Here is a 24450-nt window from a genome sequence, read left to right on the forward strand (position 1 = left end):
TCGGTCTCATCAGGCCGGGGGTTGCCTTCGGGGTAGCGCCCGGAATGTATGAACCTGATGTCTGTTCTCAGTCTTCATGGGTGCGCGCTACAAGCGGATCAGATTCTGTATCCGGCAGCGAGGAGTCTCTGGCGTTTCCTCTGGGAGCGGACCATCGAGACTCCGGGCAGACGGTGAGCCGGGCAGTGACCAGCGCGGCCAGCCGGGCCCTGCGCCGGATCGGGGGGGTCAGCGCTCGGGTGAATGCTGCGCTCGTTCGTCGGGACTCCTGAATGCGGTGAGGGTGATCAAGATGGCAGCGCCGCCGACGATGAATGTGTCAGCGAGGTTGAACGTTGGCCACCAACCGGTGTGGAGATAGTCAGTGACCACTCCGTCGGGGAACCGATCGATGAGATTGGCGCTTGCCCCGCCGAGGATCGCTGCTAACCCCAGCCGCCCGAGGTGCCCGGTGCCTGGCGCCATCCGCCAGGAGGTGACCGCGACGATGAAGGTGATGATTCCGGTGACTGTGGGCAGCACCCATGCCGGGGCATCGGCGGCGATCGAAAACGCCGCGCCCGGATTGAATGCCAGCCGCAGCTGCACCGGCCCCGTTCCGATGACTGCGCCGTCCGCGAGCGCGCTTGTGGCCCATGCCTTGACGGCCAGATCGGTGGCCGCGAGTCCGACAGCGACGGCCAGCAGCCCGCACCGCCGTGTGAGGCGTACGCGGCGGTGCGCCACCGGAACCGCGGTGATCACTGCCCGACCGTCACTACGGACGGAGTCCGCTGGCCAGTTCCGGTCCTCGCCCGGGCTAGCGCTTTGACCCGGCCGGCGCGGACTCCGTTGGCGATGACGACGATCTCGGCGAGTTCGTGGACGGCGACGACGGCGGCGAGGCCGAGTATCCCGAACAGCGCGAGAGGGATGAGGATCGCGATCAGGGCGAGGGACAGGCCGACGTTCTGCAGCATGATCTTCCGGGCGCGGCGGGCGTGATCGAGTGCCTGCGGGAGGGTGCGGAGGTCTTCGCCCATGAGGGCGACGTCGGCGGTTTCGATCGCTACGTCCGATCCCATTGCGCCCATGGCGATGCCGAGGTCGGCGGTGGCCAGGGCGGGAGCGTCGTTGATGCCGTCGCCGACCATCGCGGTGAACGAGTTCGTTCGGAGGTCGCCGATGATGCGGGCCTTGTCTTCGGGGCGGAGGTCGGCGTGTACGTCGTCGATGCCGGCGATCTTCGCCAGCGCGTTGGCGGTGGCGGTGTTGTCGCCGGTGAGCATCGCGACCGTGGCGCCGATGCGGTGCAGGTGCTCGATTACCGCGCCGGCTTCGGGGCGAAGCTCGTCACGGACGGCGACCGCGCCGATGACCTGACCGTCGTGTTCGATCAGGACGGCGGTGGCGCCGTCGGCCTGCATGGCCGCGACCCGCTCATCGAGCGGGCCGGGCTCGATCCAGTCGGGACGGCCCAGCCGCGCGGGCCGTCCGTCGACGAGGCCGGTCAGGCCGGCCCCGGGAACAGCCTGCACATCGCGCGCGGCGGTGGTCTCGCCGTGGGCGGCGAGGATCGCGCGGGCGAGCGGGTGTTCGCTGTGCGCTTCCAGCGCCGCGGCGACGGCGAGCACCCGCTCCTGGCCCGGAGTGCGGTCGCCCAGGCTGCTCCCGGTGCTAGGAGCAGCGGTGTCGGTGGGGGTGGTGGCGATGTCGACGACGGTGGGCCGGTTCGCGGTCAGAGTGCCGGTCTTGTCGAGGGCGACGGTGCGGACCCGGCCGAGGGCTTCGAGGGCGGCACCTCCTTTGACCAGGACGCCGATCTTGCTGGCGGCGCCGATCGCCGCGACCACGGTCACCGGCACAGAGATCGCCAGCGCACACGGCGACGCGGCGACGAGCACGACCAGGGCCCGTTCGATCCACGTGGCCGGGTCACCGAGCAGGGAGCCGAGGATCGCAATGGCGGCGGCGAAGATCATGATCGCCGGTACCAGGGGCTTGGCGATCCGGTCGGCGAGGCGTTGCGCGTCGCCCTTGCGGGACTGTTCGGCCTCGACGATCTGCACGATCTTGGCCAGCGAGTTGTTCTCCGCCGTGCTGGTGACATGCACGATCAGGGCGCCGGTGCTGTTGATCGACCCGGCGTAGACCTGCGTGCCGGGTCCGGCTTCGACAGGCACGGATTCGCCGGTGATCGCCGAAACATCCAGTGCGGTGCGGCCTTCGGTGATGGTGCCGTCGGTGGCGATCCGCTCGCCGGGTTTGACCAACATCTGGTCCCCGACGGCCAATTCCGCCGGGGAGACGGTGACCGGGGTGCCGTCGCGGAGCACGGTCGCGGAGTCCGGGACCAGATTTAGTAGCGCCCGCAGCCCGCGGCGGGTGCGGGCGACGGCGTACTCCTCAAGGCCTTCGCTGATGGAGAACAGCACAGCGAGCATCGCGGCTTCGCCGACCTCGCCGAGGATCACCGCGCCGACCGCAGCAATCGTCATCAGGGTGCCGACGCCAATTTTGCCCTTCGCCAACCGGCTCAGGGTCGAGGGGACGAATGTCCACGCCCCGATCAGCAGCGCCACCCACTCCAGGGCGAGCGCGACCGGTTCGGGGCCGCCGGACCAGCTGGTGATGTACGCGGCGAGCAGGAACACCGCGGCCGCGGCGGCAGCCTGCAGCTCCCGCACCTGCCACCAGTGCTCCGGAGCCTGCTCGTCCTCACTGGCCGGTTCGTCGTGCCCGCATCCGCATGCGTCGCTCATCGCCGCACCCCCGCCTTCGTGTCGCCCGTTGTGCAGCAGGAGGTGGTGGCGTCGGTGCCGTAGTTCGGGCACAACACAACCGCGTTTCCGGTCGCTGCCAGGAGGGTTTCGGCGGCGGCGAGCACGTCCATCAGCTCCGGTCGGGCCAGGCTGTAGAACACCTGCCGCCCCTGCGGGCGGCCTTCGACGAGCCCACAGTCCCGTAAGCACGCCACGTGCGCGGAGACCGTCGATTGCGCCAACCCCAGCTCCGCCATCAGATCCGCCACCCGGGCCTCGCCACCGTGCGCGAGGCGGGTTGCGATTGCCAGACGGGTCCCATCGGAGAGGCTGTGGAACAACGCCACCGCGGGATCGAGGTCCGCCCCAGTCGCCACCGAGCACTCATTCATCGTCATATGACGATGATAGCGGCATTGTGTGCTGTAATCGAATCATCACGAAGAAGTGGCAGCAGGCGCGGCCGGGCGAGATGGTGGGAGCTGTTGGTATGCCGTCGATGTCGACGATCGAGTCTCTGTTCTGCCGCAGCGCACCGTGGCAGGCGGCCACCGGCAGGTGGGTACTCCCGTGGGCGCTGCAAGGCATCCATCCCCGAGGCCGGGTCCTTGAAATCGGTGGCGGCGCCGGCGCGATGACCGAACAGATCCTCACCACCAACCCCGACGAACTCGTGGATGTGACCGTCACCGACTTCGACCCGGTCATGGTCGCCGCCGCCAGCGATCGGCTGCAGGGTTTCGGGGCCCGCGCTCACGCCCAGGTCGCCGACGCCACAGCCCTGCCGTTCGAGGACGGAAGCTTCGACACCGTCGTCTCGTTCATCATGTTGCACCACGTCATCGACTGGGAACGCGCACTCGCCGAGGCCGCCCGAGTGCTCGCGCCCGGCGGAATGCTGGTCGGCTACGACCTGCTCGGCAGCGCACCGGCGCGGCTGCTGCACAACCTCGAAGGGGCACCGCACCGGTTCATCCCCCGTGGCGAACTCCGCCTGCGCCTGACGTCTTTGCCTCTGACCGACATCACGGTCCGCGAGAACCCTGCGCTCGCCCGGTTCCGTGCCCGCCGTGCTGGTGACCGATGACCACGCCACCACTGCACGGGCATCACCATGGCCCTCCCTCGGACGAGCTCGCCGAGCTCGAGCAGCGTGACGTCGCGGTGGCGTTCGTCGACCTCGCCGGATACAGCGTGTTCACCGAGTTCTGCGGCGACCAGGAAGCCGCAGAACTGGCCATACGGTTGGCCTCTCAGACCTGGCAGGCAGGCTCTACGACCGGGCACGCGGCTGGTCAAGGCCATCGGCGATGCGGTGATGCTCACCGCCGACGCCCCCCAAGTGATCCTCGCCACGATCACCGCCCCCGCGGCCGCGGCCGCCGGTCAAGACGGATTCATCGCCCTACGCGCCGGGATCGATCCACTACGGCAGCGCAGTCGTCCGCGACGGAGACCTGTTCGGGCACGCGGTCAGCGTCGCCGCCCGCATCACCGCCCTCGCTGGCGCCGGCCACGCCGTGATCACCGATCCGATCTGCCCGCCACCAGCCGAGCTGGATTGCTCGCCATGCTCGCTGACCTGCTGAAAGACACCGGAGTTGGCCTGCCAAAAGGACACCCGGATAAGGCTCGCTCAGTTCGTGCCGTCGCCGTTCAACAGCAACCCGTCGTAGCGCTGAGAACGTTGCGTAGTGCTTCCAACGAGTCCGGTTGCGCTCGGTAGTAGACGTTCATGCCGCGGCGCTCGGGGGTGACCATGCCGGCTTTGCGGGGCTGCCCCAGGTGGTGACTGGTGGTGGCTTCGGTGAGGCCGACCGCGGTCGCGAGGTCGCAGGTGCAGGTCCCGTCACCGGTGTCGGTAAGCAGGATTGAGACGAGCTTGATCCGAACGGGATCGGCAAGCGCCTTGAGCCGCAACGCGATCTGCAGCGCGGTGTCGTCATCGAGCGGTGCCGCCGATACCGGTGCGCAGCAGATCGGGGCGCTGATGTCGACCATCGGCAAGGGCTTCGGCATGACCAGATCGTACGCCCCTACTTGACATATGTCGAAAAGGTGGGCACGCTGCAGAGTGACCGCAGTTCGATATATGTCTCACAGGTGAAGGTGATGGTCATGTCCCGTATGCAGTTGGCGCTCAACGTCGATGATCTCGATACCGCGATCGAGTTCTACTCCAAGCTGTTCAACACCACCCCGGCCAAACGCAAGCCGGGATACGCCAATTTCGCGGTCGTCGAGCCGCCGCTGAAACTGGTGCTGCTAGAGAACCCCGGCCAGGGCGGCACGATCAACCACCTCGGCGTCGAGGTCGAATCGAGCGAGAAGGTGCACGCCGAGATCGCCAGGCTGTCCGGGGAGGGCCTGTTCACGCAGGAGGAGATCAACTCCACCTGTTGTTTCGCAACCCAGGACAAGGTCTGGGTGACCGGCCCGGCGAACGAGAAGTGGGAGGTCTACACCGTGCTCGCCGACTCCGACACCTTCGGCACCAGCCCGAAACTGTTGGAACAGAACGCCGCCGCCGACGACGCCGAGCAGGGTTCGGTGTGCTGCGGTGGCAGCGCCGCCGAACCGGCCGAAGCGCGCACGGCCTGCTGCTGAGCCCGACGTTCAGCCCGCGCTCCCGCCTACCGCGCGATGCGGTCGGCGAGGGCGCGGATCCGGGCGGTGATGTCGTCGCGGATCAACCGCATCCGTTCGATGCCGTCGATGCCCCGTTCGGAGGGTTCGTCGGTGTTCCACACCTCGAGGGCGACGCCGTCGGGTGGGGTGACGTCGGCGGTGCCGACCACCACGACGAGATCTGCAGTTTGCATCAGTTCGTCGGTGAGTTGGCGCGGCTGATGTCCGTCCACGGTGGCGCCGACTTCGGCGAGCACCTGGGCGGACAGGTCGTTGACCTGGCCGCCGATCTTCGCGCTGGTGCCGGCCGAGGATGGGGTGATCCGGGCGGTGACTGTCGGTGTGAGATGTTCGGCCATCACCGATTTGCCGCGATTGGACACGCACACGAACAGCACCTGCGGTGTCGTGCTCACCGGCCGACCTGCTGGTCGGCGGGTACGAGTTCGTCGAGGAGGTCCTCGACGAGTCCGCGGATCTGATCGCGGATCGGGCGGACCGCGTCAATGCCTTGGCCGGCTGGGTCGTCGAGGGCCCAGTCGCGGTACCTGACGCCGGGGAATACTGGACATGCATCGCCACAGCCCATGGTGATCACCACGTCGGAGGATTCGACCGTGTCGGGGGTGAGGATCTTCGGTGACTGCGCGGAGATGTCGATACCGACTTCGGCCATCGCCGCGACAGCGGCGGGATTGATTGAGTCGGCGGGAGCAGATCCGGCGGAGCGGACCTCGACACTGCCCTGGCTCAGAGCGGTGAGGAACCCCGCGGCCATCTGTGAGCGGCCAGCATTGTGGACGCACACGAACAGCACGCTAGGTCGAGAGGAAGACATGAAACACAGGCCCTTTCAGCTGTGGAGGAAAGCTCGGAAAGTCACACACGGTCGGCCGTGAGCTCGGCAAGGAGCTCGCGAACCCGGGCATCAAGGTCATCGCGGATGGCGCGAACCTCGCCTAGTGGACGGCCTTCAGGATCGGAGACCGTCCAGTCGAGATACCGCTTACCGGGATAGATCGGACACGCGTCGCCGCAACCCATCGCTACGACCACGTCGGCGGCGGCGACCACATCGTCGGTTAGCGGTTTGGGGTACTGCGTACCCAAGTCGACGCCGATCTCGCTCCTTGCTTCGACGACGGTCGGGTTGATCGAGTGCGCGGGTGTTGACCCGGCTGAGCGCACGTGTACCCGCCCAGCGGCGTGATGGGTCAACAATCCTGCGGCCATCTGCGAGCGGCCGGCGTTCTGCACGCAGATGAAGAGAACCTCGGGCACATCCTTGGGCACCGCGCCCTCAGCCTGGGCGAGGGCGCGTAACCGATCAGCCGCGAACCGGCCCGCCAAGGTCGTCAGATGCGTATGCACCCGGGAGGTACGCCGTAACACGGTGTAGGACTCGAAGACACAGCGTTCTACCGTCTGGCGAGACACCACCCCTTCGTACTTGGCGGCCAAGTCGGCGGCGGTACGGGCCAACACGGTATGAGGCATCAACAGTTCGGGCTGCTCGCGGTGTTCACCGCGACGTAGGTGTTCGTCCAACGCATTCTCAGACATCGCGAGCAGGCTCCTTCGACACATCTAGGCTAGTAGCAGTGGGAGTTGTGAAGCGTTTCCGCAACGCCAGGGACACATAGACGAGGGCGACGAGAACCGGGACCTCGATCAGTGGCCCGATGACCCCGGCGAGAGCCTGGCCGGAGGTCGCACCATAGGTCGCGATCGCGACGGCGATGGCGAGTTCGAAGTTGTTGCCGGCGGCGGTGAACGCCAGCGTGGTGGTCCGTGCGTAACCCAGCCCCATCGCGGCGCCGAGGACGAATCCGCCACCCCACATCACCGCGAAGTAGATCAGCAGCGGCAGCGCGATCCGCACGACGTCCCACGGGTGAGAGGTGATCTGCTCCCCCTGCAAGGCGAACAGGATGACGATGGTGAACAGCAGACCGTAGAGGGCCCACGGCCCCAATCGCGGGAGGAACGAGGATTCGTACCATTCGCGGCCTCTGGCCCGTTCGCCGATGCGGCGGGTGAGATAGCCGGCGATCAACGGGATTCCGAGGAAGATCAGCACCGACTTCGCGATCTGCCACGGCGAGGTGTCGATGGTCGTCTGTTCCAGGCCGAGCCATCCGGGTAGCACCGAAAGGTAGAACCAGCCCAGCACGGCGAACATGATCACCTGGAACACCGAGTTCAGTGCGACGAGGACGGCAGCCGCCTCGCGGTCGCCGCACGCCAGGTCGTTCCAGATGATGACCATCGCGATACAGCGCGCCAGACCGACGATGATCAGTCCGGTCCGGTATTCCGGTAGGTCCGGGAGCAGAAGCCAGGCCAGCGCGAACATCAACGCGGGTCCGACGATCCAGTTCAGCAGGAGCGATCCCAGGAGCAGGCGACGATCGCCAGTGACCGAGTCGAGTCGGTCGTAGCGCACCTTGGCCAGCACCGGATACATCATGATCAGCAGTCCGAGAGCGATTGGCAGCGAGATGCCGTCGATCTCCACGGCCGCCAGGGCGTCACCCAGGCCGGGAACGGTGCGGCCCAGCATCAGGCCCGCGACCATTGCTGCGCCGATCCACACCGGCAGGAACCGGTCGAGCATCGACAACTTCGCCGCGACCGCGGTGTCGGTGGTGGTCACTGGTCGGCCTCGCACGAACGAGTTTCCCCCACAACCATGGCGAGATCGCCCAGCAGGACCGACAGTTGTTGCAGTGCTTCGGTGTTCACACGGTAGTACACCCAGGTCGCGCGGCGTTCGCTCGTCACCAGACCCGCCTGACGCAGCACCTTGAGATGATGCGAGATCGTCGGCTGCGACAGCTCGAACGGCCCGGAGATGTCGCACACGCACGCCTCACCTCCCGGATGCGCGGCGACCTCCGACAGCAACCGCAGCCGAACCGGATCCGCGAGCGCCTTCAGCAGCGGGGTAACCGCTCCGGTCTCGTCACCACTCAGGCCGCGGCCTGGCAAGAGAAGCAAGTTCTTATTCGACACCCGTCAATATTGACATACATCGATTCAACGGGACAAGGCCCTCCGATACCCGGGAGCGCACTTGCGTTCCCGCATTGAGATCCACCTTGATGGGGGGTGCGTTTGCCGAAAAGTGGTGGGCTTGTCGGAGCTGGCATCCTGGAGACAGCACCACGTCGGACAGCCAGGAGTGAACAGTGACCGCACCAGACCGCGTCGACGTCCTCATCATCGGAGCCGGGATCTCGGGCATCGGGGCCGCCCGCTACCTACGGACCAAGCGTCCGTCGAAGACGTTCACCATTGTCGAGGCTCGTGCAGCCGCCGGCGGAACCTGGGACCTCTTCCGTTACCCGGGCATCCGCTCGGACTCGGACCTGCACACCTTCGGCTACGAGTTCAAGCCGTGGACCGACAAGCAGGCGATCGCCGACGCCCCGCGAATTCTCGACTACCTCCACGAGACGATCGAGGAGAACGACCTCACCGGCCACATCCGGTACCACCACAAGGTCATGGCCGCCGCCTGGTCCTCCGACGACGCACGGTGGCTCGTCGACCTCGAGCGCACCGACACCGGGGAGCGGACGCAGATCAGCGCGCGGTGGATCTTCTGCGGTTCGGGCTATTACGACTACGACGAGGGATTCAGTCCCGACTTCGCCGGCGAGGACCGCTTCCGCGGTCAGATCGTGCACCCGCAGCACTGGCCGGAGGATCTCGACTACGCCGGGAAGCGGGTCGTGGTGATCGGAAGCGGTGCGACGGCCGTGACGCTGCTGCCCGCAATGGCCGAGGAGGCCGCGCACGTGACGATGCTGCAGCGCACGCCGACCTACGTCATCCCGTTGCCGCGTGAAGACGCAATTGCCAACTCGCTGAAGAAGATCTTCGGCGACGAGCGGGGATATGCGCTCACTCGGCAGAAGAACGTCGCGCAGCAGCGAATCCTGTTCGAACTGTGTCAGCGGTTCCCCCAGGTGGCGCGACGAATGATCCGGAAGATCAACAAGTCTCAACTCCCGGAGGACTTTCCGGTCGACGTCCACTTCAACCCGCCCTACGACCCGTGGGATCAGCGCCTGTGCGTGGTGCCCGACGCTGATCTCTTCCGCACCATCCGGTCGGGCAAGGCGTCGATCGTCACCGACCGGATCACGTCGTTCACCGAGACCGGCATCCTCCTGCGGAGTGGCGCCGAACTCGAAGCCGACATCATCGTCACCGCAACGGGACTCAACATCAAGATCATCGGCGGCATCGACCTCACCGTCGACGGCAACCCGGTCTCGCTACCGGACACCGTCGTCTACCGCGGGATCATGCTGTCCGATGTGCCGAACTTCGCACTGGCCATCGGGTACACCAACGCATCCTGGACACTGAAGATCGGGTTGCTGTGCCAGTACTTCTGTAAGTTGCTCGGGTACATGGACTCTCACGGTCACGACGCGGTGTGGCCGGTAGCCGACCCGGGCATGCCCACCCGGCCGTTGCTCGACTTCGGCGCCGGGTACGTCCAGCGCGCTCTCGACACCCTGCCGAAACAGGGACCGCACACCCCGTGGGTGATGTCGATGAGCTACTACGCCGATCGTCGCCTGTTCAAAGGCGATGTCGCCGACGAGAATCTACGGTTTGCGCAGGCGCGGCAACCGGAGGTTCTCACGTAGGAAACACGGACAGAACGACATACCTCGCCGGCTTCACCTGTCGGGCAAGCGAAACAATCAGTCGAACTCTAAGTCCTTCGCGGCCTCTCGCCGGTTCAGTCGCTGGGCGACGACACCCACCCCGAAGCCGTGCAACACGACGCTCGCCAGGACCGTCACGGTCATCGCATACAGCGTCTCGTTGGCGACCATGCCGTCGAGTTCGTTGAAAGCAAGGAGACCGAAGACGATCGACGCGGTTCCGCGTGGCCCGAGGACGCCGATCAGAAGTCGATCACGTGGGCCGATGTCGGTGCGCAGCAGCGCGAGGTAGACGGGAACGATCCGGAGGACGGTCAGCGCGGCGAGGGCCAGAACGACGATCTGCCAGACGAACCCGAGTTCGAAGACCAGCACGGCGGCACAGCCGAAGACGAACCACATCGTGAGGGCCGCGAGCGCACTGACATCGTCGGCGAGGCGCAGTTGCTCGTCGCCCGGACCGTCGGCCCGTGCCGCCTTGTAGGCGATACCGCAGAGGAATGCCGCCACGAAGCCGTTGCCGCCGAGTTGCACCGAACATCCGTAGGCGAGGATCGGGATGAGGACGAGGCTGATCCGGATGGACTGTTCGGTGGCGAGCCCGCGGCGAATGGTGAAGTTCGTCAGTCGCGCGGCGAGGAGTCCGATGACGCTGCCCGCCAACACCGCCGACAGCGCAGACGGCACCGCCTGTTCGAGTGCTTCGGCGGGGGAGGAGGCGTGCTTGTGGTCGCCTGCGAGCGTCAGGGCGAAGATGAAGAGCGGCGCGATGATGCCGTCGTTGTAACCGCTCTCGATGTTCAGCAGGTGTCGCACCCGCGTGGGGAACCGCCGATCACGTACCAGCGACGAGGCGGGCGTCAGGTCCGTCGGGGTCACCACGCAGGCGATCAGCAGCGCGACGCCGACCGCCATCGACGGCAGGAGCGCGACACCCAGCAGGGTCGCCAGTGCGACCGACAGCGGCATCGCAATGAGCAACAGCCGCAGAGATGTTCGACGTTCACCGGCGAAGTAGCCGCCTCGCACCTCGATGGCGTCGACGAACAACAGGAGAGCCAGGATCAGTTCGACGAAGGGTTCGGCTGCGTCGGTGTCGAGTGCGTTGCCGATGGAGTTGTTCGTGGTCAGCCCGATCACGAGGCCGGCGACCACCATCACGATGGCCCCGGAGATCTGGAGCCGCGACAACCGGCCCGCGACGAGGGTCCACCCGACGATCACCACGATCGCGATCAGTGCGGGAGTCATCGACCTCGCCCACGTGACAGCATTGTCGGATCTTATCCCGGCCGGCCGCGCTGATCAGGTAGGTCGCAGCGAGATCAGTGCACGTGAGGCAGCTTCGCCACGTCGTGAATCCATGAAGTCGGCTCGCTCCGGACAGCCGTTGCACACGGGTGGACGCGGATAGGCTGACGTGCATGGAGTTCGAGGACATCTTCACCGCGGTGGCGGTCGCATTCGAAGCGCTCGGCGCACTGGCCATGATCACCGGCTTCATCATCGCGCTCGTCCTCGGTGCGCGGTCGTTGTCCCGCAGGGAATCCGGCAGCGAAGCCTTCTCGATCCTCCGGACAACCCTGGGCTCGGCCATCCTCCTCGGTCTCGAGATCCTCGTCGCCGCAGACCTCATCCGCACGATCACCTCGAAGCCCTCGATCGAGGACGCACTGATCCTCGGGATCATCGTGGTGATCCGGACGGTGCTGTCGATGTCCATTCAGATCGAGATCGAGGGCACTCTGCCGTGGCGGCGGGCGGTGCTGACCAACGGCGGTCAGTTGCTGAGCAAGGCGGTGGCACGTGACGCGGCCGCGAGTCGGGCGGTCGAAGAATCGTGATCGGCTGATCGACAACGCGTTCGGACGCCTACCAGATGCGCCTCGGGATGAGGAGTCAGCCGGTGACCCGGAATTGACGGCGATAACTGGTCGGCGACGTCGCGAACGTCGCCGCGAAGTTCTGTCGCATCGTCACGCTGCTGCCGAAGCCGCATCGTTCGGCGATGGTGTCCATTCCGACGTCGGTGGTCTCGAGGAGAACCCGGGCACGATCGAGGCGTTGCCGAAGGATCCACTGCGCGGGCGTCGTTCCGGTGACCATCTTGAAGTTCCGCACGAAGCTCCGGGTACTCATGGCGGCCCGGGAGGCGAGATGTTGCACGGTGAGCGAGTCGTCGAGATGCTGCGCGGCCCACTCCATGAGTTCGCCGATCGGGTTGCCTGTTGCCGTCACCGGGACGGGCTGTCGGGTGTATTGCGCCTGACCGCCGTCCCGGTGCGGCGCGACGACCAGGCGGCGGGCGACGTCGTTGGCGACGTCGGCACCCAACCGTTCGCGGACGAGGTGCAGGCAGGCGTCGATCGCCGACGCCGTGCCCGCTGACGTCAAGACGTCACCGTGGTCCACGTACAGTACGAGTGAGTCGAGCGGGATGTCGTTGTGGCGCTTGCGTAACGCGTCCATCGCCGCCCAGTGGGTCACCGCCGAACGTCCAGACAGCAGGCCGGCGTCGGCGACCGGGATCGCGCCGAGACACAGCCCGACGATGACCGCGCCACGGTCGTGGCCGTCGATGAGGATCTGGCGGAGAGAGGCGTCGAGCGGCGGGAGATCCTCGGGCCAGGACGGCACGACGATCATGTCTGCATCTGCGGCAGCCTACGGTCCCACAAGACCGGAGATCTTGTACCCCTCGCCGACGCCGACCTCGCCGCCGGCCGCACTCCACAAGACAGTGGTCCACGATGATCCCGGGTCCGTTCTCGCGGTCTCACCGAAGACCAGCTGCGGTGCGGCGAGATGGAACATCGAGATGCCGTCGAAGACATAGACTGCGATTCGCATTGGCCAGATCCCATCGAAAGTAGGCATTCGTGCCACTCCCGACCGTACTCTGCGACGACGCATAGTGAGGTGGTCGGTCGACACCCCCGGCCGCCGACAGATGGGAGACCCGACCATGACCACGATCCGCCGCGCACTGATCCTCGTCGACGTCCAGAACCAGTACTTCGACGGCCCGCTGGCCATTCAGTACCCGCCTCGAGACATGAGCGTGCAGAACATCGTCCGACTCATCGACCACGCGAAGGAGCAGGGCATCCCGGTGGTGGCCGTTCAGCACACGTACCCGGCCGACGCGCCGGCGTTCGCGGAGGGGTCGCGATCGTGGGAACTGCACCCGGACGTCGCCTCGCGGGCGACACCGTCGTGGAAGCGGGTGCGCAAGATCCACGGCAGCGTGTTCGCCGGGACCGACCTGGCGGAGTGGCTGCGGGCGCAGGACGTGAACACGGTGACGTTCGCCGGCTACATGACGAACAACTGCGACCTGGCCTCGGCCGCGGGCGCCGAGGAACTGGGCATCGCCGCCGAGGTGGTCTCCGACGCAACCGGCGCCATCCACATCGCGAACGCCGCCGGGAAGGCCTCGGCCGAGCAGGCTCACAACACGCTGATGGCGATCCTCCACTCCAACTTCGCCGCGGTCGCCACCACCGATCAATGGATCGACGCCAGCGCCGGTGGGGCCCCGCTCGACAAAGACGATCTGGCGTCCTCAGCCGTGGAAGGGCAGCGGGCATTCGGCGCCTGACGAGCGCGGTTTTATATGCCGACCGTCATAGAGTAGCGTGCAGTGCGTTATAGCGGTCGTCATAGTCGCGTGAGGAAGAGTCCTGCCATGCCCACACTCGCCGAACTCGTCTCGGGTTTCGATCCGACCTCGGAATTCGTCGTCCCCACCCAGTGGACGCAGGGTCGTACCGCTTACGGCGGGCTGACCGCTGCCATGTCGGTACTCGCCGCGCAGCTGACCGAGGGTAAGCCGCTACCGCCACTGAAGTCGGCACAGTTCCTGCTCAGCGCGCCGGTCGTCGACGCCGCGACGTTCACCGCCCGCCGACTCCGCGAAGGGCGATCAGCCTCGAGCGTCGCCGTCGAAACCGTGAGCGGGGGACAGATCGCCGCGCACGCGTCGCTGATCTTCGCGCAGCCGCGTCCGAGTGCGATCAGCCATGACCTCGTCGGCGCTCCCGAGGTTCCGGCACCCGAGGATTGTGGGCCGTTCGGCGACGCCTCGGCGCCCCTTCGTCCGGCGTTCGTCGACAACGTCGAGATGGTTCGGGCGGGTGGGACCGTCCCGCTGGGTGACGACGGGGACCCGCGGTTCCTCGCCTGGGTGCGGCATCGCGGTGCCGAGGGAGTGGATCCGACGATCGCGCTGGTCGCCCTCGCCGACGCCCTGCCGCCGGCGACCACGGCGGCGTTCACCGAGTGGGCGCCGATCAGCACGATGAGCTGGTCGCTGCACATCTGCACCGACGACCTGCCGAAGCCGACGGACTGGATGCTCCTGGAATCGTCGAGCACCTTCACGCGCGACGGCTACTCCCATCAGTCGATGACCCTGTGGGACAGTGCATCGCGTCCGATCATCCAGGCCTCACAGACGGTTGCGCTGTTCGCCTGACGAAGCCCGCAGAAGTGCGGCGTTCAGCCGCCGTGGGATTCCCTGAGGGCTCGGCCCTTCTCGATGTCTTCCTGGTGGATCTTCTCGTTCTTGTCCGAGACGGTGGTGTCGCGAGGGGGAAGCTGTAGCCGCTCTTCGGCAGCCATACCCGCCTGAAGCTGACGACCACGCTCGAGTTCGGCGTCGAACTCCGCGCCGAAGAGCAGGGCCAGATTGGTCAGCCACAACCACAGCAGGAAGACGATCACACCCGCCAGCGCGCCGTAGGTCTTGTTGTAGCTGCCGAAATTCGAGACGTAGAGAGCGAACGCCGCCGAGGCCACGATCCAGGTGACGATCGCCAGGACTGCGCCCGCACTGATCCACCGGAACTTCGGTTGTTTCACATTCGGTGTCGCCCAGTACAAGACAGCGACGATCACCACCACGAAGACCAGCACCACCGGCCAGCGCACGATGTTCCACACAGTCAGAGCGGTGCTGCCCAGACCGATCGCATCGCCGATGGAACGTGCGATCGGTCCACTGACCGCGAGCATCAGCGCCACAGCAGCGGCGAGGATCAGGGCCACCAGCGTCACCAGCAGCATGGCGGGCCGCAGCTTCCAGATCGGACGGCCTTCATCGACCTCGTACATGCGGTTCATCGCACGACCGAATGCGCCGACATATCCCGACGCCGACCACAGAGCGCCGGCGAGACCGATCACGAGGGCGAGGCCTGCACTCGGCGCGGACACGAGTTGTTCGACGGGTGCACGCAGCGTGTCCACCGCATCCGACGGGCCCAGGTCTTCGACCATCGTCAGCACCGCGTCAACCGTCTTCTCTCCCTGTCCGAAGACACCGAGCAGCGAGACCATGGCGAGCAGTGCGGGGAACAGTGACAGCACCGAGTAATAGGTGAGCGCGGCCGCCAGGTCGGTGCATTGATCACGGGAGAACTCGCGGGCCGTCTTTCGCAGCACGAACATCAGCGACGGCTTGGTGAGGTCGGTGGGCGATTCGGGCTTACGTGGATCGTCTGGATCGGCGAGAGTCGGGTCGTCTTCGACGTCCCGGCCGGCCTTGTCCATGGTCTGCTCGTCCTTGCTCATACCCCGGTGTAGCCGCCGGGTTCGCAGACCAAACTCTCCATGCCTTGACCAGGCGGGACGGGGGAGCGCGCCCGGTGGCGGTCAGCCCGCGGAGGCGACCACACGTGACAGCGCGAGCTCGAGGCCGGCGATGCGCGCGTTCTCCTCGGCCTCGACCTTGAGCTCGGCCGCGATATCGGCGAAGGCATCGAGGGCAGGATTCACACCGACGAGCGTGAACTGACGTTTGACGATCCGGAGGTCGAGTCCCCAGACATCCTCCAGGACGCGGCGCAGCCACGGCGTCGAGTGGTCCCAGCCGTCCCTCGGCGTTCCCGGGTCGTAGTTGCCGCCCTGGGTCGTGACCAGCACCGCGGGCTTGCCACGCAGCGCGGCCGGGTCGACGCCGATCCGCGGATCGGTAGCTGCGAGGTCGTACCAGCCCTTGAAGTGTTGGGAAACACCGAAGTTGTAGAGCGGAACGGTGAGCAGCAACGCCTCGGCCCCGATGACCTCATCCGCGATCTCGGCGGCGAGGGCGACTGCCTCGCGTTGCGCAGCGTCGCGGTCGGCCGGCGGGACCGTTCCGGCGATCACGGCATCGCGCCACACAGTCGCGGAAACGGGATCGGTCGACAGATCTCGGCGTGTGACCGTCGAGTCCGGGTGAGCGCTGGTCCATTCGCGCTCGACGAGGTCGCCGAGGGCGCGGCTCGACGACGTGGAGGGGAGGATGCTGGCATCCAGACGGAACAGAGACATTCGAACTCCTCGGGAGCAACTAGGTATTTAGAAGTGACTACTCACAAGGTAGTACCGTCGTCGTCGAAGCGCCACCGGGCGACTAGGATGTGGTCGATGTCCGATATTTCCGCGACCGGCCACGCGCCGCGCACATGCGACGATGCGTTGCGTCGTGCGTTCGGCTTCCTGGGCAAGCGGTGGAACGGCATTCTCATCGCAACGCTGATGAACGGACCGGCGGGGTTCGCCGAATTGCGTTGCGCCGTCGGAGGAATAAGCGATTCGGTGCTGTCCGGCCGACTCTCGGAACTGACCGCGGCCAATCTGGTGGAACGCCTGGTGGATCCCGGACCGCCGGTGTCGGTGTCCTATCAGCTCACCGAGTCGGGGCGCGCACTCATGCCGGCACTGACCGCCCTCACCGCTTGGGCTTGGGAGAATCTGCCGCCGTCGGTGGCGGAGTAACTCGACGGATCAGACTGCGATCCGACACACTTCGTCGACCACACCCTGCAGGTCGCCCTGGATCATCCTCGTCAGCGCGGCAGGCGTCTCGTCCTTGAAGCCGGTCAGGTCGACCGGATCCCCGAAGGTCACCATCGGTCGGGCCCGATCGCTCTCCGATGAGTAGGCGATACCGGCGGACACGAGCGTGACGTCGACGCCCGCTTTCAACGCACGGTAGGCGATGTGGCCGATCCCGGTTCCGAGCTTCTGCAACCGGGTCACGTCACCCTCGTTGCAGGTCCCCTCGGGGAAGACGGCGATGCTGTCGCCGCCGACCATTCGCTCGACGCAGACGCCGAACATCTGGCGACCGGCCTCCGCGGCAGCCCGGACACCGTGGTCCTTCTGACGGAAGACCGGAATGCCGCCCAGGGTGTCGATCTTGCGTCGCTGCTCCGGGTCCTCGAAGAGTTCGTCTTTCGCCAGCACGCGCAGGTGACCGATGCGGGGACGAAGCGGTGAGCGGAAGCCTGCCGCCGCCAACACCAGCGGATCGCGCTCGGACACATGGTTGGCCGCGACCAGTAACGGTTTGCCGCTGCGGACCGCGCGAACCAGACGATCGCGGGCGGTGAACCCCACGACGGGCCTGATCTTGGCGGCGAGCACCCCGTACATCAACTTCGCGCGTACGCGATCCTGCTGGTGATCGAGGTAATGCGCGTATACGGCCTCAGACCGGGTGAGCTCCACATCCACGTAAGTTACGGTACCGTAGGTAAGTTGTCATGCCCAAGGAACGGCGAAACCAGTCTGTCTGTGGACGACGAAGAACAGCAGGTGGGGGGCTTGAGTCCATGCCGGGGCGATGTTCAGTCAGGCACCACGACGGCTCGACCACGTAGGTCATTGGCGGCCAATCGCCGGTAGGCCTCGACCCCGTCATCGAGCGAGAACCGTTCGACCGCCACCTCTAGGACACCGTCTCGTGCGAGGTCGAGAACCTCGATGAGCTCGTCGCGTGCTCCCCAGTACGGCGCGCGCACCGACACCTCGTAGGGCTGGGTGAAGAAGCCGACCTTCGCCGCGGCGACCATGTCGCCGATGCCCACGATCACCACGTCACCCATGGTCCCGACGACGCCCATCGCGATGTCGAGAGTGGGTTGCAGGCCGACGAAGTCGAAGACTGCGGTCGCACCGTCGTTCCCGGTGATCCTGCGGACGCCCGCGACGGCATCGGCGTCGGAGAGCACCACCTCGTGGGCCCCGACCTCGCGCGCGAACTCGAGCTTCTCGTCGCTCACGTCGAGGGCGATCACTCGCGACGGAGTCAGGTGCCGAAGCAGTTGGATCCCGACATGCCCGAGACCACCGGCTCCGATGACCACTGCCGTGGTGCCACCGACCAGCTTCGGAAGCGAGGGTTTGATCGCGTGGTAGGGCGTGAGGCCGGCATCGGTGAGAGGGACTGCATCCACCGGATCGAGGTCGCCGAGGGGCACCAGGTGGCGCGCATTGTCGACGAGCAGGTACTCGGCCATCGCGCCCGGGTTGCCCAAACCCGGTGGTGCGATGCCCAGTTCGCCGGCTCGGCTGCAGTAGTTCTCCAAGCCGCGGGAGCAGAAGTGGCAGACGCCGCAACCCCAGGCTCCGTACACGGCCACCGAGATGCCCTCGGAGATACCGGTGACGCCGGTGCCCACCTCGGCGACCACGCCGGCTCCTTCATGGCCGAGCGTCATCGGAAGGGGATAGGGGAATCCTTCTTCGGGCAGGTTGAGGACGAAGTCGTCCGAATGGCAGGCGCCGGCTGCCGTCACCTTCAGGAGCACCTGTCCGGGACCCGGCGAGGGTTTGTCGACCTCACGCAGCTCCGGCAGTTTGCCCGGCTGGATGACCTGAATAGCCTTCATGCGCATACCTTTCGATCCGGCGGATGGTGGACCCGCCTTCCGGTCTACTCGGTCGGTCGCAAAGCCATGCGTCTTCCGTCGAACTCGGCACAATCCGCTCGGCGTGGCAACTTCCTGTTCACCACCGGCGGGATGGGTTCCGTGCCGCGCATCGCACGCATTGCCGGGCCGCGGGGAGGACCTCGAGTCGCTCGGGGTCGATGACCTCGCCGCACGTCTCGCAGCGGCCGTACGCTCCGCGACCGACGCGCTCGAGAGCAGCGTCGATCTCGTCCAGACGAACCCGCGATCGTTCGAGCTGGGCGACCAACTGGCCACGCTCGACGGCGAGTGTCGTCCCCTCCGGATCGTGTTCATCGTCGGAGGCGGCGTCCGCGGTCGACTCGATGACGGCGGCCAGACTCGCAGACAGTGATTCGATGAGCGTCGCGGTTCTCTCGCGCTCGGCGATCAGCGATGCTTCCGATTGGTTCGGGCCGGAGTTCGGGTCGGAGTGGATCACGTTGACCGAGCCCAGGTCTGTGGTCGACTCACGGCTCAAGTTGTACGCCGCAGGTACGACGTTCTCGGTCACGCATGAACGTCGCGGAGACCGACGGCGCCGCGCAACCCTGAACAGTTGACGCACCCCACGCAGCCGACACAGGCCGTGCAGCGGACGCAGCCGACACATCCAGCGCACCGCCGGCACAGCAGACAGGCCACGACACCGACACTGCCGGCGACCCCGAAACTGATTGCGGTGGCGACACTTCCGGCGACGAGCAGGCTGGCCATCGTCGCCGCCGAACCCGTGACGATCGCGCTCGCGACCGTAGCCGCCGAGGAACTGACACCGGCGCTGGCCACCGTGCCGGCCGACCCGGCGACGGCAGCGCTCGCGACGGTGCCGGCCGAACCGGCCACCGCCAGGCTCGACGTGGTCGCGATCGAGCCGGCGACCGCGGTCGAGTTCACGGTCGAGGGTGATTCGACGACAGAAGCCTCATCGCGGGTGAGTGTCCACATGATGTCCATGGTCGCGCAGTCGGAACACGCACGCAGGGGGTTCGGGGGCAACTCACCGGTGTCCCGCGGAACACTCCCGACACTCAGGTCCCGCAGAACGTCTGGAACGACGAGTTGAACTCGTCCGAAGCAGGCGCGGTGTACTTGACCCATTCGACGCGCCGCTCGAACGGGTGCGTCACGACGTCGAGTAACTCCTCGAACGGCGCGAGGTCACCCTCGTGCGCGGCGCGGAGGGCGGCGTCGACCATGTGGTTGCGTGGGATGTAGAGCGGGTTGACCTGATCCATCGCGTCTGCGGTGGTGTCGTCGTCCCGGCCGTGATCGGCGAGCGTCTCGCGCCATCGTGCGAGCCAGGGCGCCGAGACCTCCCGTGGGAGGAGTAGGTCGAGCGGAGCCGTTCGTCCGCGGAGTTCGTCGGCGAGCGCCCGGAAGGCCCCGGTCCAGTCGGCGCGGTGTTCTGCCATCAGGGCCAGCAGGTCGTCGATCAATGCGTGGTCGACAAAGGTATCGGCCAGCCCCAACTTGGCGGACAGACCTTCGTTGAGGTGCTGCTCGTACAGACCGTCGAAGGTGGACAGCGTGGCGGTCGCGATGGCGATCGCCTCGTCCGGCGTGGGGCTGATCAGCAAGAGAAGCGCTTCGGCGAACCGTGCAAGGTTCCATTTCAGGACGGCGGGCTGGTTCCCGAAGGCGTAACGCCCGCCCTGATCGATCGAGCTGAACACCGCTGCCGGATCGAAGGCGTCGACGAATGCGCACGGCCCGTAGTCGATGGTCTCGCCGGAGATGGTGGTGTTGTCGGTGTTCATGACACCGTGCACGAACCCGACGAGCATCCACTGGGCGACGAGGCGGGCCTGACGGTCGACAACGCCCTCCAGCAGCTTCGCGTAGCGGTTCCCACCACCGGTGGTCGGCAGATCGGATAGGTCGGGGTAGTGGCGAGCAATCGCATAGTCGGCGAGGGGTTGCAGGATGTCGCCGTTGCGGGCGGCGAACTCGAAGGTACCGACCCTCAGGTGACTCGCTGCGACGCGCGCGAGCACGGCTCCGGGCTCGACACCGGTGCGGTGAACGCCGCGACCCGTCGCCACCACCGACAGTGACCGGGTGGTGGGCACGCCGAGAGCGTGCATGGCTTCGCTGACCAGGTATTCGCGGAGCATCGGTCCGACGACCGCGAAACCGTCTCCTCCTCGCGAGAACGGCGTCGGACCAGAGCCCTTCAACTGCATGTCGACGCGGTGACCCTCGACGTCGAGCAGTTCACCCAGCAGAAGTGCCCGCCCGTCGCCGAGCAGTGGGGCGTATCCGCCGAACTGATGTCCGGAGTACGCCGTCGCCACCGGTTGCCCGTCGGCGGGCACGGCTGCGCCGGCCAGGATCGCGACCCCGTCGTCGGAGCGCAAGGCCTCGACGTCCAACCCCAACGACGATGCGAGCTGTTCGTTCACGACGAGGAGCTGCGGATCGGGCACGTCGGCTCCCCGCCATTCGACGGTGAGCGGCGTCAGCTCATCGACGAAAGTGCTCTCGAAGCCGGTGATCGCGTCGGACGTGCGGGCGGGGGAGTCGGTGGCAGCCACTCTTCGAGCGTAACCACTCGTCGCGCTGCCCGACTTTCGCTGATGTCTACAGTGCGATGGCGGCGCCGCAGATGCCGCAGGCCTCGAACTCGCGCCGTCCCCAGCGCGCGATCGGGATGAAGAACACGGTGAACTGCTTGAACTCCCGCATCCGGGTCCACTGGGTGGTGTTGTGACAACGGGGGCACGTACGGGTCTGTCCTGCGCCGAGTTGCTGCTGCTTGGGGCCGTATCCGAAGAGGAAGAACACTCCGTCATCGTATGCACGACCGCGACCGGCCCGTCCGGACTGGATCGAGACCCGGCACCCGTCAGTCGCACGCGTGTGCGAACATGGACGCGTGAGCTCGCAGAAGAGGACCGGCCTGACCGCCGTTGACCTGGAATCTCTGTCCGCCGCACTCGCGGCCGGCAAGCGCGTGACCGTCTACCTCCGTGACCCGATGCCGTCCCTCGGACTCGACGCCGGGACTTCGGCGCGGGTTCTGTCCGTCGACGGTTCGACGGTGACGGTGCGGCCCAAGGGCGTCGACGATCAGTTGCCCTTCGAGGCCGACGAACTGCAGCGCGCACGTTCCGCCTCAGCACCCGCGAAGGCAGCCCCACGGTCGCCCAGGACCGCCCCTGCCGACCCGACACCGTCGGTACGCCCTGCGCCGACACCGAAAGCAGCTGCAGTGGAACCGAAGCCGACGCCCGAGCCCACTACGCGTCCGGAGCCCGCACCGCCGCGATCGGCCGCGCCGAAGTCTGCTCCGGCGAAAGCTGCTCGACGGTCGAAGAACTCGACAGCGGCGGTGAGCGTGACCATCACGTCAGCGGGTGAGAGCCTCTGGACGGTGTCGGTGGCGCACGGGACCAAGAAGGGAAAGCCTGCTGAGGTGACCGCTGACCGCGTGGCCCGCGCGATGCAGGAACTCGGCGACGACGCAGCGATCACGGCCGTCGACGAGGTCATCGAATCCGCGCGCGAGGCCGCGCAGAGGAAGATCGAGGAGCTGACGCGCGAACTCGAGAACGCACGAGCAGCGCTCGCTCACCTCGACGTCGGGCCCGCCGAGAGCTGACTCGAGTTCATCCGGCCGGCGGGGCGAAGAACTCCAGCGCGATGTTGTCCGGGTCCCGGAACGATATCCCTGATCCGTAGTGGGCGTGCTTGATGCCGCTGTGCGCGATTCCGGCCTTGTCCAGACGGGCAACCCATTCTTCGAGTTCGGGCCGAGTGCAGGCGAATGCGACATGGTCCAGTCCGACGTTCCGCTCGTCGAAACCGTCAGCATCCGACCCGCTCGAACTATGGGTGTGGAGTCCGAAAAGCGTTCCGCCGGCGAGTGCGAAGACCGTGTGATGGAAGTTGCCGGATTCCTCGTCCTCGTCCAAGACCGGTTTGGCGTCGAACAGGGTCTGGTACCAAGCGGTACTCGCAGCAAGGTCACTCACGGTGATCGCGACGTGGGTGAGAGCGGGAAATGCAGGCATCGGATGCCTCCTCCCAGGAAGGGCGCCGGATGGGAACTCTGGACGCACCGACCAGTTTATCGCCGCAGCCAGAGTTCAGGCCTCAGTCCGGGTCGGTGAACCGAGGTTCCCGGCGGGCCAGGCCGGCGTGCACGGCCTCGAGCTGGTTCGGTGAACCGATCAGCTCGACCTGCAGTGTGCTCTCCAGCAGCAGCGCGGCCGATGGGTCGGTACCGGTCCAGGTCTCGTCGTAGAGGCGCTTCGCGGCGCGCACCGCGTGGGGCGACTTCGCCGCGATCTGGTGGGCGAGGTCCAGGGCGCGGGCGAGCGGGTCGTCGGCCGTGCCGGTGACCAGCCCGAGCTCGTGGGCCTCGGCTCCCGAGAGCACACGACCGGTGAAGGTGAGTTCTTTGGCCACGTCGGCCCGAAGGAGGCGCGGGAGCGTCTGGGTCATACCCATATCCGGCACCAGGCCCCACTTCACCTCCATGATGGACAGTCGTGCGTCGGGGGTCGCGTAGCGGATGTCGGCGCCGAGCGCGATCTGCAGGCCACCTCCGAAGCAGTTGCCATGGATCGCGGTGATCACCGGCGCCGGCACGTGACCCCAATCGAGAGACACCCGCTGCGCCTGGTTTCCGCGGTCGGCGTCGTCTCGATCCAGCAGAGAGTCGGCGAGCCCATCGCCGCCGAGTGATGAGATGTCGAGGCCGGAACAGAAGCTCTTCCCGGCTCCGTGGACGACGACCGCCCGCACTCGACGATCCGCCGCCAGGTCGCCCGTCACCGCGAGCAACGCGTCGAACATCGCGGGGTCCAAGGCGTTGTGCTTGTCCGCCCGATTGAGCGTGACCGTCGCGACGCCCGCATCGTCGACATCGAGCAGAATCCGTTGTTCCGTCATCGTCTTCACCACCTCGCCGTGTGTCGTCGGCCGTGCGATGGGCCCGGCCACGTACTCCGAGCGCTTACACTACGGCGGTGGCGGAATCAGTCTGGGAGTTCACCGAATCCGATGGTTCGGTCGTCGTGCACACCGATGTGGGCGGGCGGGCGGCACGCACCGGCCACCGACTGACGATCGCGATGCGCACCTGGTCGGCGTCGGTGACACTGACCGACGACCTCGTGCCGACGAACCTGAGCGCCACGATCGCGGTGGACTCGATGCACGTGGAATCCGGGGAAGGTGGACTCACCCCGATGACCGGTGCCGAGCGGTCACTGGCCCGCATGAACGCCCTGAAGTCCATGGGCGCCGACAAGTACCCCGAGATCACCTATGCGGCAGATACATTCAGCACTACGGACGGTGGTTACCGAGCCGACGGAGTGCTGACGATCCACGGTCGGTCACACCCGCATGGGCTGGACCTGCAGGTCGTCGAGACCGCCGATGGTTGGCAGATCTCGACCGAGTCCACCATCACTCAGAGCGACTTCGGGATCAAACCGTATTCGCTGATGATGGGCACGCTGAAGGTCGTCGACGACGTCCGCGTCGTCGTCGAGGTGGCCCGCACTCGCTGACCAGCGGTGGCCGCGCGCCTGACTTGGCTCCGGTGCGAGTGCGTTCCGGTCGGTACGCTCGATGGTGCGCGATTTGTCCGCCAGGTCCGTCAGCCCTCGCGGGCTTGCGCCGGACGAGCCCGTCGGACACGCACGAGCTGGAGAGAAC

General features: G+C 66.6%; 29 protein-coding genes and 1 pseudogene. 9 read left to right on the forward strand and 21 right to left on the reverse strand.

What is annotated here, in order from left to right; translation table 11 throughout:
- Nucleotides 1-228: 228 nt before the first annotated feature.
- From C5O27_RS15795 to C5O27_RS15805, 3 genes are read right to left on the reverse strand one after another with little or no spacing between them, the layout of a single operon-like run.
- Nucleotides 229-744 carry a signal peptidase II gene (locus tag C5O27_RS15795; protein WP_005193672.1) on the reverse strand — a complete coding sequence of 172 codons (516 nt, stop codon included), beginning with the start codon at nt 742-744 and terminating at the stop codon, nt 229-231.
- On the reverse strand, nt 741-2741 hold the full coding sequence (locus C5O27_RS15800; RefSeq protein ID WP_127963113.1) for a heavy metal translocating P-type ATPase: 2001 nt from the start codon (nt 2739-2741) through the stop codon (nt 741-743). Before C5O27_RS15800 ends, C5O27_RS15795 begins: the two co-directional genes overlap by 4 nt.
- Complete coding sequence (locus C5O27_RS15805; protein WP_010844639.1) at nt 2738-3139, reverse strand: ArsR/SmtB family transcription factor; 402 nt, start codon at nt 3137-3139, stop codon at nt 2738-2740. Before C5O27_RS15805 ends, C5O27_RS15800 begins: the two co-directional genes overlap by 4 nt.
- Before the next feature lie 92 nt (nt 3140-3231).
- On the opposite strand from C5O27_RS15805, the gene C5O27_RS15810 reads away from it, so the two are divergent.
- A complete protein-coding gene (locus tag C5O27_RS15810) occupies nt 3232-3828 on the forward strand; it encodes a class I SAM-dependent methyltransferase (protein WP_005193680.1) in 597 nt (198 codons plus the stop codon).
- Nucleotides 3829-4397: 569 nt separating this feature from the next.
- Here the strand turns inward: C5O27_RS15810 and C5O27_RS15815 are convergent.
- Complete coding sequence (locus tag C5O27_RS15815; RefSeq protein WP_127963114.1) at nt 4398-4760, reverse strand: Rv2640c family ArsR-like transcriptional regulator; 363 nt, start codon at nt 4758-4760, stop codon at nt 4398-4400.
- A 99-nt stretch (nt 4761-4859) separates the two neighbouring features.
- Here C5O27_RS15815 and C5O27_RS15820 point away from each other — a divergent pair, with 99 nt between their 5' ends.
- Complete coding sequence (locus C5O27_RS15820; RefSeq protein WP_174351863.1) at nt 4860-5348, forward strand: ArsI/CadI family heavy metal resistance metalloenzyme; 489 nt, start codon at nt 4860-4862, stop codon at nt 5346-5348.
- A 26-nt stretch (nt 5349-5374) separates the two neighbouring features.
- On the opposite strand, the gene C5O27_RS15825 is transcribed toward C5O27_RS15820, so the two are convergent.
- The 5 genes from C5O27_RS15825 to C5O27_RS15845 are packed head-to-tail and all read right to left on the reverse strand — an operon-like array spanning nt 5375 to nt 8384.
- The gene (locus C5O27_RS15825; RefSeq protein ID WP_005193685.1) at nt 5375-5785 is read right to left on the reverse strand and encodes an arsenate-mycothiol transferase ArsC; all 411 of its coding nucleotides are present in this window, start codon (nt 5783-5785) and stop codon (nt 5375-5377) included.
- A complete protein-coding gene (locus C5O27_RS15830; protein ID WP_006360546.1) occupies nt 5782-6207 on the reverse strand; it encodes an arsenate reductase ArsC in 426 nt (141 codons plus the stop codon). The genes C5O27_RS15825 and C5O27_RS15830 overlap by 4 nt, the downstream gene beginning before the upstream one ends.
- Before the next feature lie 41 nt (nt 6208-6248).
- On the reverse strand, nt 6249-6932 hold the full coding sequence (locus C5O27_RS15835) for an arsenate reductase/protein-tyrosine-phosphatase family protein (RefSeq protein ID WP_127963115.1): 684 nt from the start codon (nt 6930-6932) through the stop codon (nt 6249-6251).
- A complete protein-coding gene (arsB, locus tag C5O27_RS15840) occupies nt 6925-8025 on the reverse strand; it encodes an ACR3 family arsenite efflux transporter (protein ID WP_127963116.1) in 1101 nt (366 codons plus the stop codon). Before arsB ends, C5O27_RS15835 begins: the two co-directional genes overlap by 8 nt.
- A complete protein-coding gene (locus tag C5O27_RS15845; protein ID WP_020173050.1) occupies nt 8022-8384 on the reverse strand; it encodes an ArsR/SmtB family transcription factor in 363 nt (120 codons plus the stop codon). Before C5O27_RS15845 ends, arsB begins: the two co-directional genes overlap by 4 nt.
- Before the next feature lie 176 nt (nt 8385-8560).
- Here C5O27_RS15845 and C5O27_RS15850 point away from each other — a divergent pair, with 176 nt between their 5' ends.
- Entirely contained in the window at nt 8561-10036 is a 1476-nt protein-coding gene (locus tag C5O27_RS15850; protein ID WP_006357572.1) for a flavin-containing monooxygenase, read from the forward strand.
- Between the two features lie 57 nt (nt 10037-10093).
- Here C5O27_RS15850 and C5O27_RS15855 read toward each other — a convergent pair whose 3' ends face one another.
- The gene (locus C5O27_RS15855) at nt 10094-11308 is read right to left on the reverse strand and encodes a cation:proton antiporter (RefSeq protein ID WP_127963117.1); all 1215 of its coding nucleotides are present in this window, start codon (nt 11306-11308) and stop codon (nt 10094-10096) included.
- A 173-nt stretch (nt 11309-11481) separates the two neighbouring features.
- Here C5O27_RS15855 and C5O27_RS15860 point away from each other — a divergent pair, with 173 nt between their 5' ends.
- Nucleotides 11482-11901, forward strand: coding sequence for a DUF1622 domain-containing protein (locus C5O27_RS15860; protein ID WP_006357574.1), 420 nt, complete (start codon nt 11482-11484; stop codon nt 11899-11901).
- Nucleotides 11902-11956: 55 nt separating this feature from the next.
- Here C5O27_RS15860 and C5O27_RS15865 read toward each other — a convergent pair.
- Nucleotides 11957-12907: pseudogene (locus C5O27_RS15865) on the reverse strand (GlxA family transcriptional regulator).
- A 115-nt stretch (nt 12908-13022) separates the two neighbouring features.
- On the opposite strand from C5O27_RS15865, the gene C5O27_RS15870 reads away from it, so the two are divergent.
- Nucleotides 13023-13658 carry an isochorismatase family protein gene (locus C5O27_RS15870; protein WP_127963118.1) on the forward strand — a complete coding sequence of 212 codons (636 nt, stop codon included), beginning with the start codon at nt 13023-13025 and terminating at the stop codon, nt 13656-13658.
- A gap of 87 nt (nt 13659-13745) precedes the next feature.
- Nucleotides 13746-14534 (forward strand): thioesterase family protein, encoded by a 789-nt coding sequence (locus tag C5O27_RS15875; RefSeq protein ID WP_006357578.1) that lies wholly within the window; start codon nt 13746-13748, stop codon nt 14532-14534.
- A gap of 23 nt (nt 14535-14557) precedes the next feature.
- Here C5O27_RS15875 and C5O27_RS15880 read toward each other — a convergent pair whose 3' ends face one another.
- Both C5O27_RS15880 and C5O27_RS15885 read right to left on the reverse strand, forming a co-directional pair.
- Complete coding sequence (locus C5O27_RS15880) at nt 14558-15631, reverse strand: YihY/virulence factor BrkB family protein (RefSeq protein WP_075863348.1); 1074 nt, start codon at nt 15629-15631, stop codon at nt 14558-14560.
- An 81-nt stretch (nt 15632-15712) separates the two neighbouring features.
- Complete coding sequence (locus tag C5O27_RS15885) at nt 15713-16372, reverse strand: FMN-dependent NADH-azoreductase (protein ID WP_127963119.1); 660 nt, start codon at nt 16370-16372, stop codon at nt 15713-15715.
- A gap of 96 nt (nt 16373-16468) precedes the next feature.
- On the opposite strand from C5O27_RS15885, the gene C5O27_RS15890 reads away from it, so the two are divergent.
- Nucleotides 16469-16819, forward strand: coding sequence for a winged helix-turn-helix transcriptional regulator (locus tag C5O27_RS15890; RefSeq protein ID WP_006357581.1), 351 nt, complete (start codon nt 16469-16471; stop codon nt 16817-16819).
- Between the two features lie 9 nt (nt 16820-16828).
- On the opposite strand, the gene C5O27_RS15895 is transcribed toward C5O27_RS15890, so the two are convergent.
- The 6 genes from C5O27_RS15895 to C5O27_RS15920 all read right to left on the reverse strand — a co-directional run bounded on the left by C5O27_RS15895 (nt 16829) and on the right by C5O27_RS15920 (nt 21564).
- Nucleotides 16829-17560 (reverse strand): lysophospholipid acyltransferase family protein, encoded by a 732-nt coding sequence (locus tag C5O27_RS15895; protein ID WP_127963120.1) that lies wholly within the window; start codon nt 17558-17560, stop codon nt 16829-16831.
- 113 nt (nt 17561-17673) lie between these two features.
- Nucleotides 17674-18717 (reverse strand): NAD(P)-dependent alcohol dehydrogenase, encoded by a 1044-nt coding sequence (locus C5O27_RS15900; protein ID WP_075863361.1) that lies wholly within the window; start codon nt 18715-18717, stop codon nt 17674-17676.
- A 118-nt stretch (nt 18718-18835) separates the two neighbouring features.
- On the reverse strand, nt 18836-19234 hold the full coding sequence (locus tag C5O27_RS15905) for a TraR/DksA family transcriptional regulator (protein ID WP_050918651.1): 399 nt from the start codon (nt 19232-19234) through the stop codon (nt 18836-18838).
- A 53-nt stretch (nt 19235-19287) separates the two neighbouring features.
- Entirely contained in the window at nt 19288-19734 is a 447-nt protein-coding gene (locus tag C5O27_RS15910) for a hypothetical protein (RefSeq protein WP_127963121.1), read from the reverse strand.
- Nucleotides 19735-19808: 74 nt separating this feature from the next.
- Nucleotides 19809-21314 (reverse strand): protein adenylyltransferase SelO, encoded by a 1506-nt coding sequence (locus C5O27_RS15915; RefSeq protein ID WP_127963122.1) that lies wholly within the window; start codon nt 21312-21314, stop codon nt 19809-19811.
- 46 nt (nt 21315-21360) lie between these two features.
- Nucleotides 21361-21564: a zinc-ribbon domain-containing protein gene (locus C5O27_RS15920; RefSeq protein ID WP_035752409.1), complete on the reverse strand. Its 204-nt coding sequence runs from the start codon at nt 21562-21564 to the stop codon at nt 21361-21363.
- A 91-nt stretch (nt 21565-21655) separates the two neighbouring features.
- On the opposite strand from C5O27_RS15920, the gene C5O27_RS15925 reads away from it, so the two are divergent.
- Entirely contained in the window at nt 21656-22381 is a 726-nt protein-coding gene (locus C5O27_RS15925) for a DUF6319 family protein (RefSeq protein WP_244216526.1), read from the forward strand.
- Nucleotides 22382-22388: 7 nt separating this feature from the next.
- Here the strand turns inward: C5O27_RS15925 and C5O27_RS15930 are convergent, their stop codons facing one another.
- A complete protein-coding gene (locus tag C5O27_RS15930) occupies nt 22389-22793 on the reverse strand; it encodes a VOC family protein (protein ID WP_006357589.1) in 405 nt (134 codons plus the stop codon).
- 82 nt (nt 22794-22875) lie between these two features.
- The gene (locus C5O27_RS15935) at nt 22876-23676 is read right to left on the reverse strand and encodes a crotonase/enoyl-CoA hydratase family protein (RefSeq protein ID WP_042377036.1); all 801 of its coding nucleotides are present in this window, start codon (nt 23674-23676) and stop codon (nt 22876-22878) included.
- Nucleotides 23677-23753: 77 nt separating this feature from the next.
- On the opposite strand from C5O27_RS15935, the gene C5O27_RS15940 reads away from it, so the two are divergent.
- Nucleotides 23754-24302: a YceI family protein gene (locus C5O27_RS15940; RefSeq protein WP_006357591.1), complete on the forward strand. Its 549-nt coding sequence runs from the start codon at nt 23754-23756 to the stop codon at nt 24300-24302.
- Nucleotides 24303-24450: the final 148 nt, after the last annotated feature.

Source organism: Gordonia alkanivorans, from assembly GCF_004011905.1.
Taxonomy (GTDB): domain Bacteria; phylum Actinomycetota; class Actinomycetes; order Mycobacteriales; family Mycobacteriaceae; genus Gordonia; species Gordonia alkanivorans.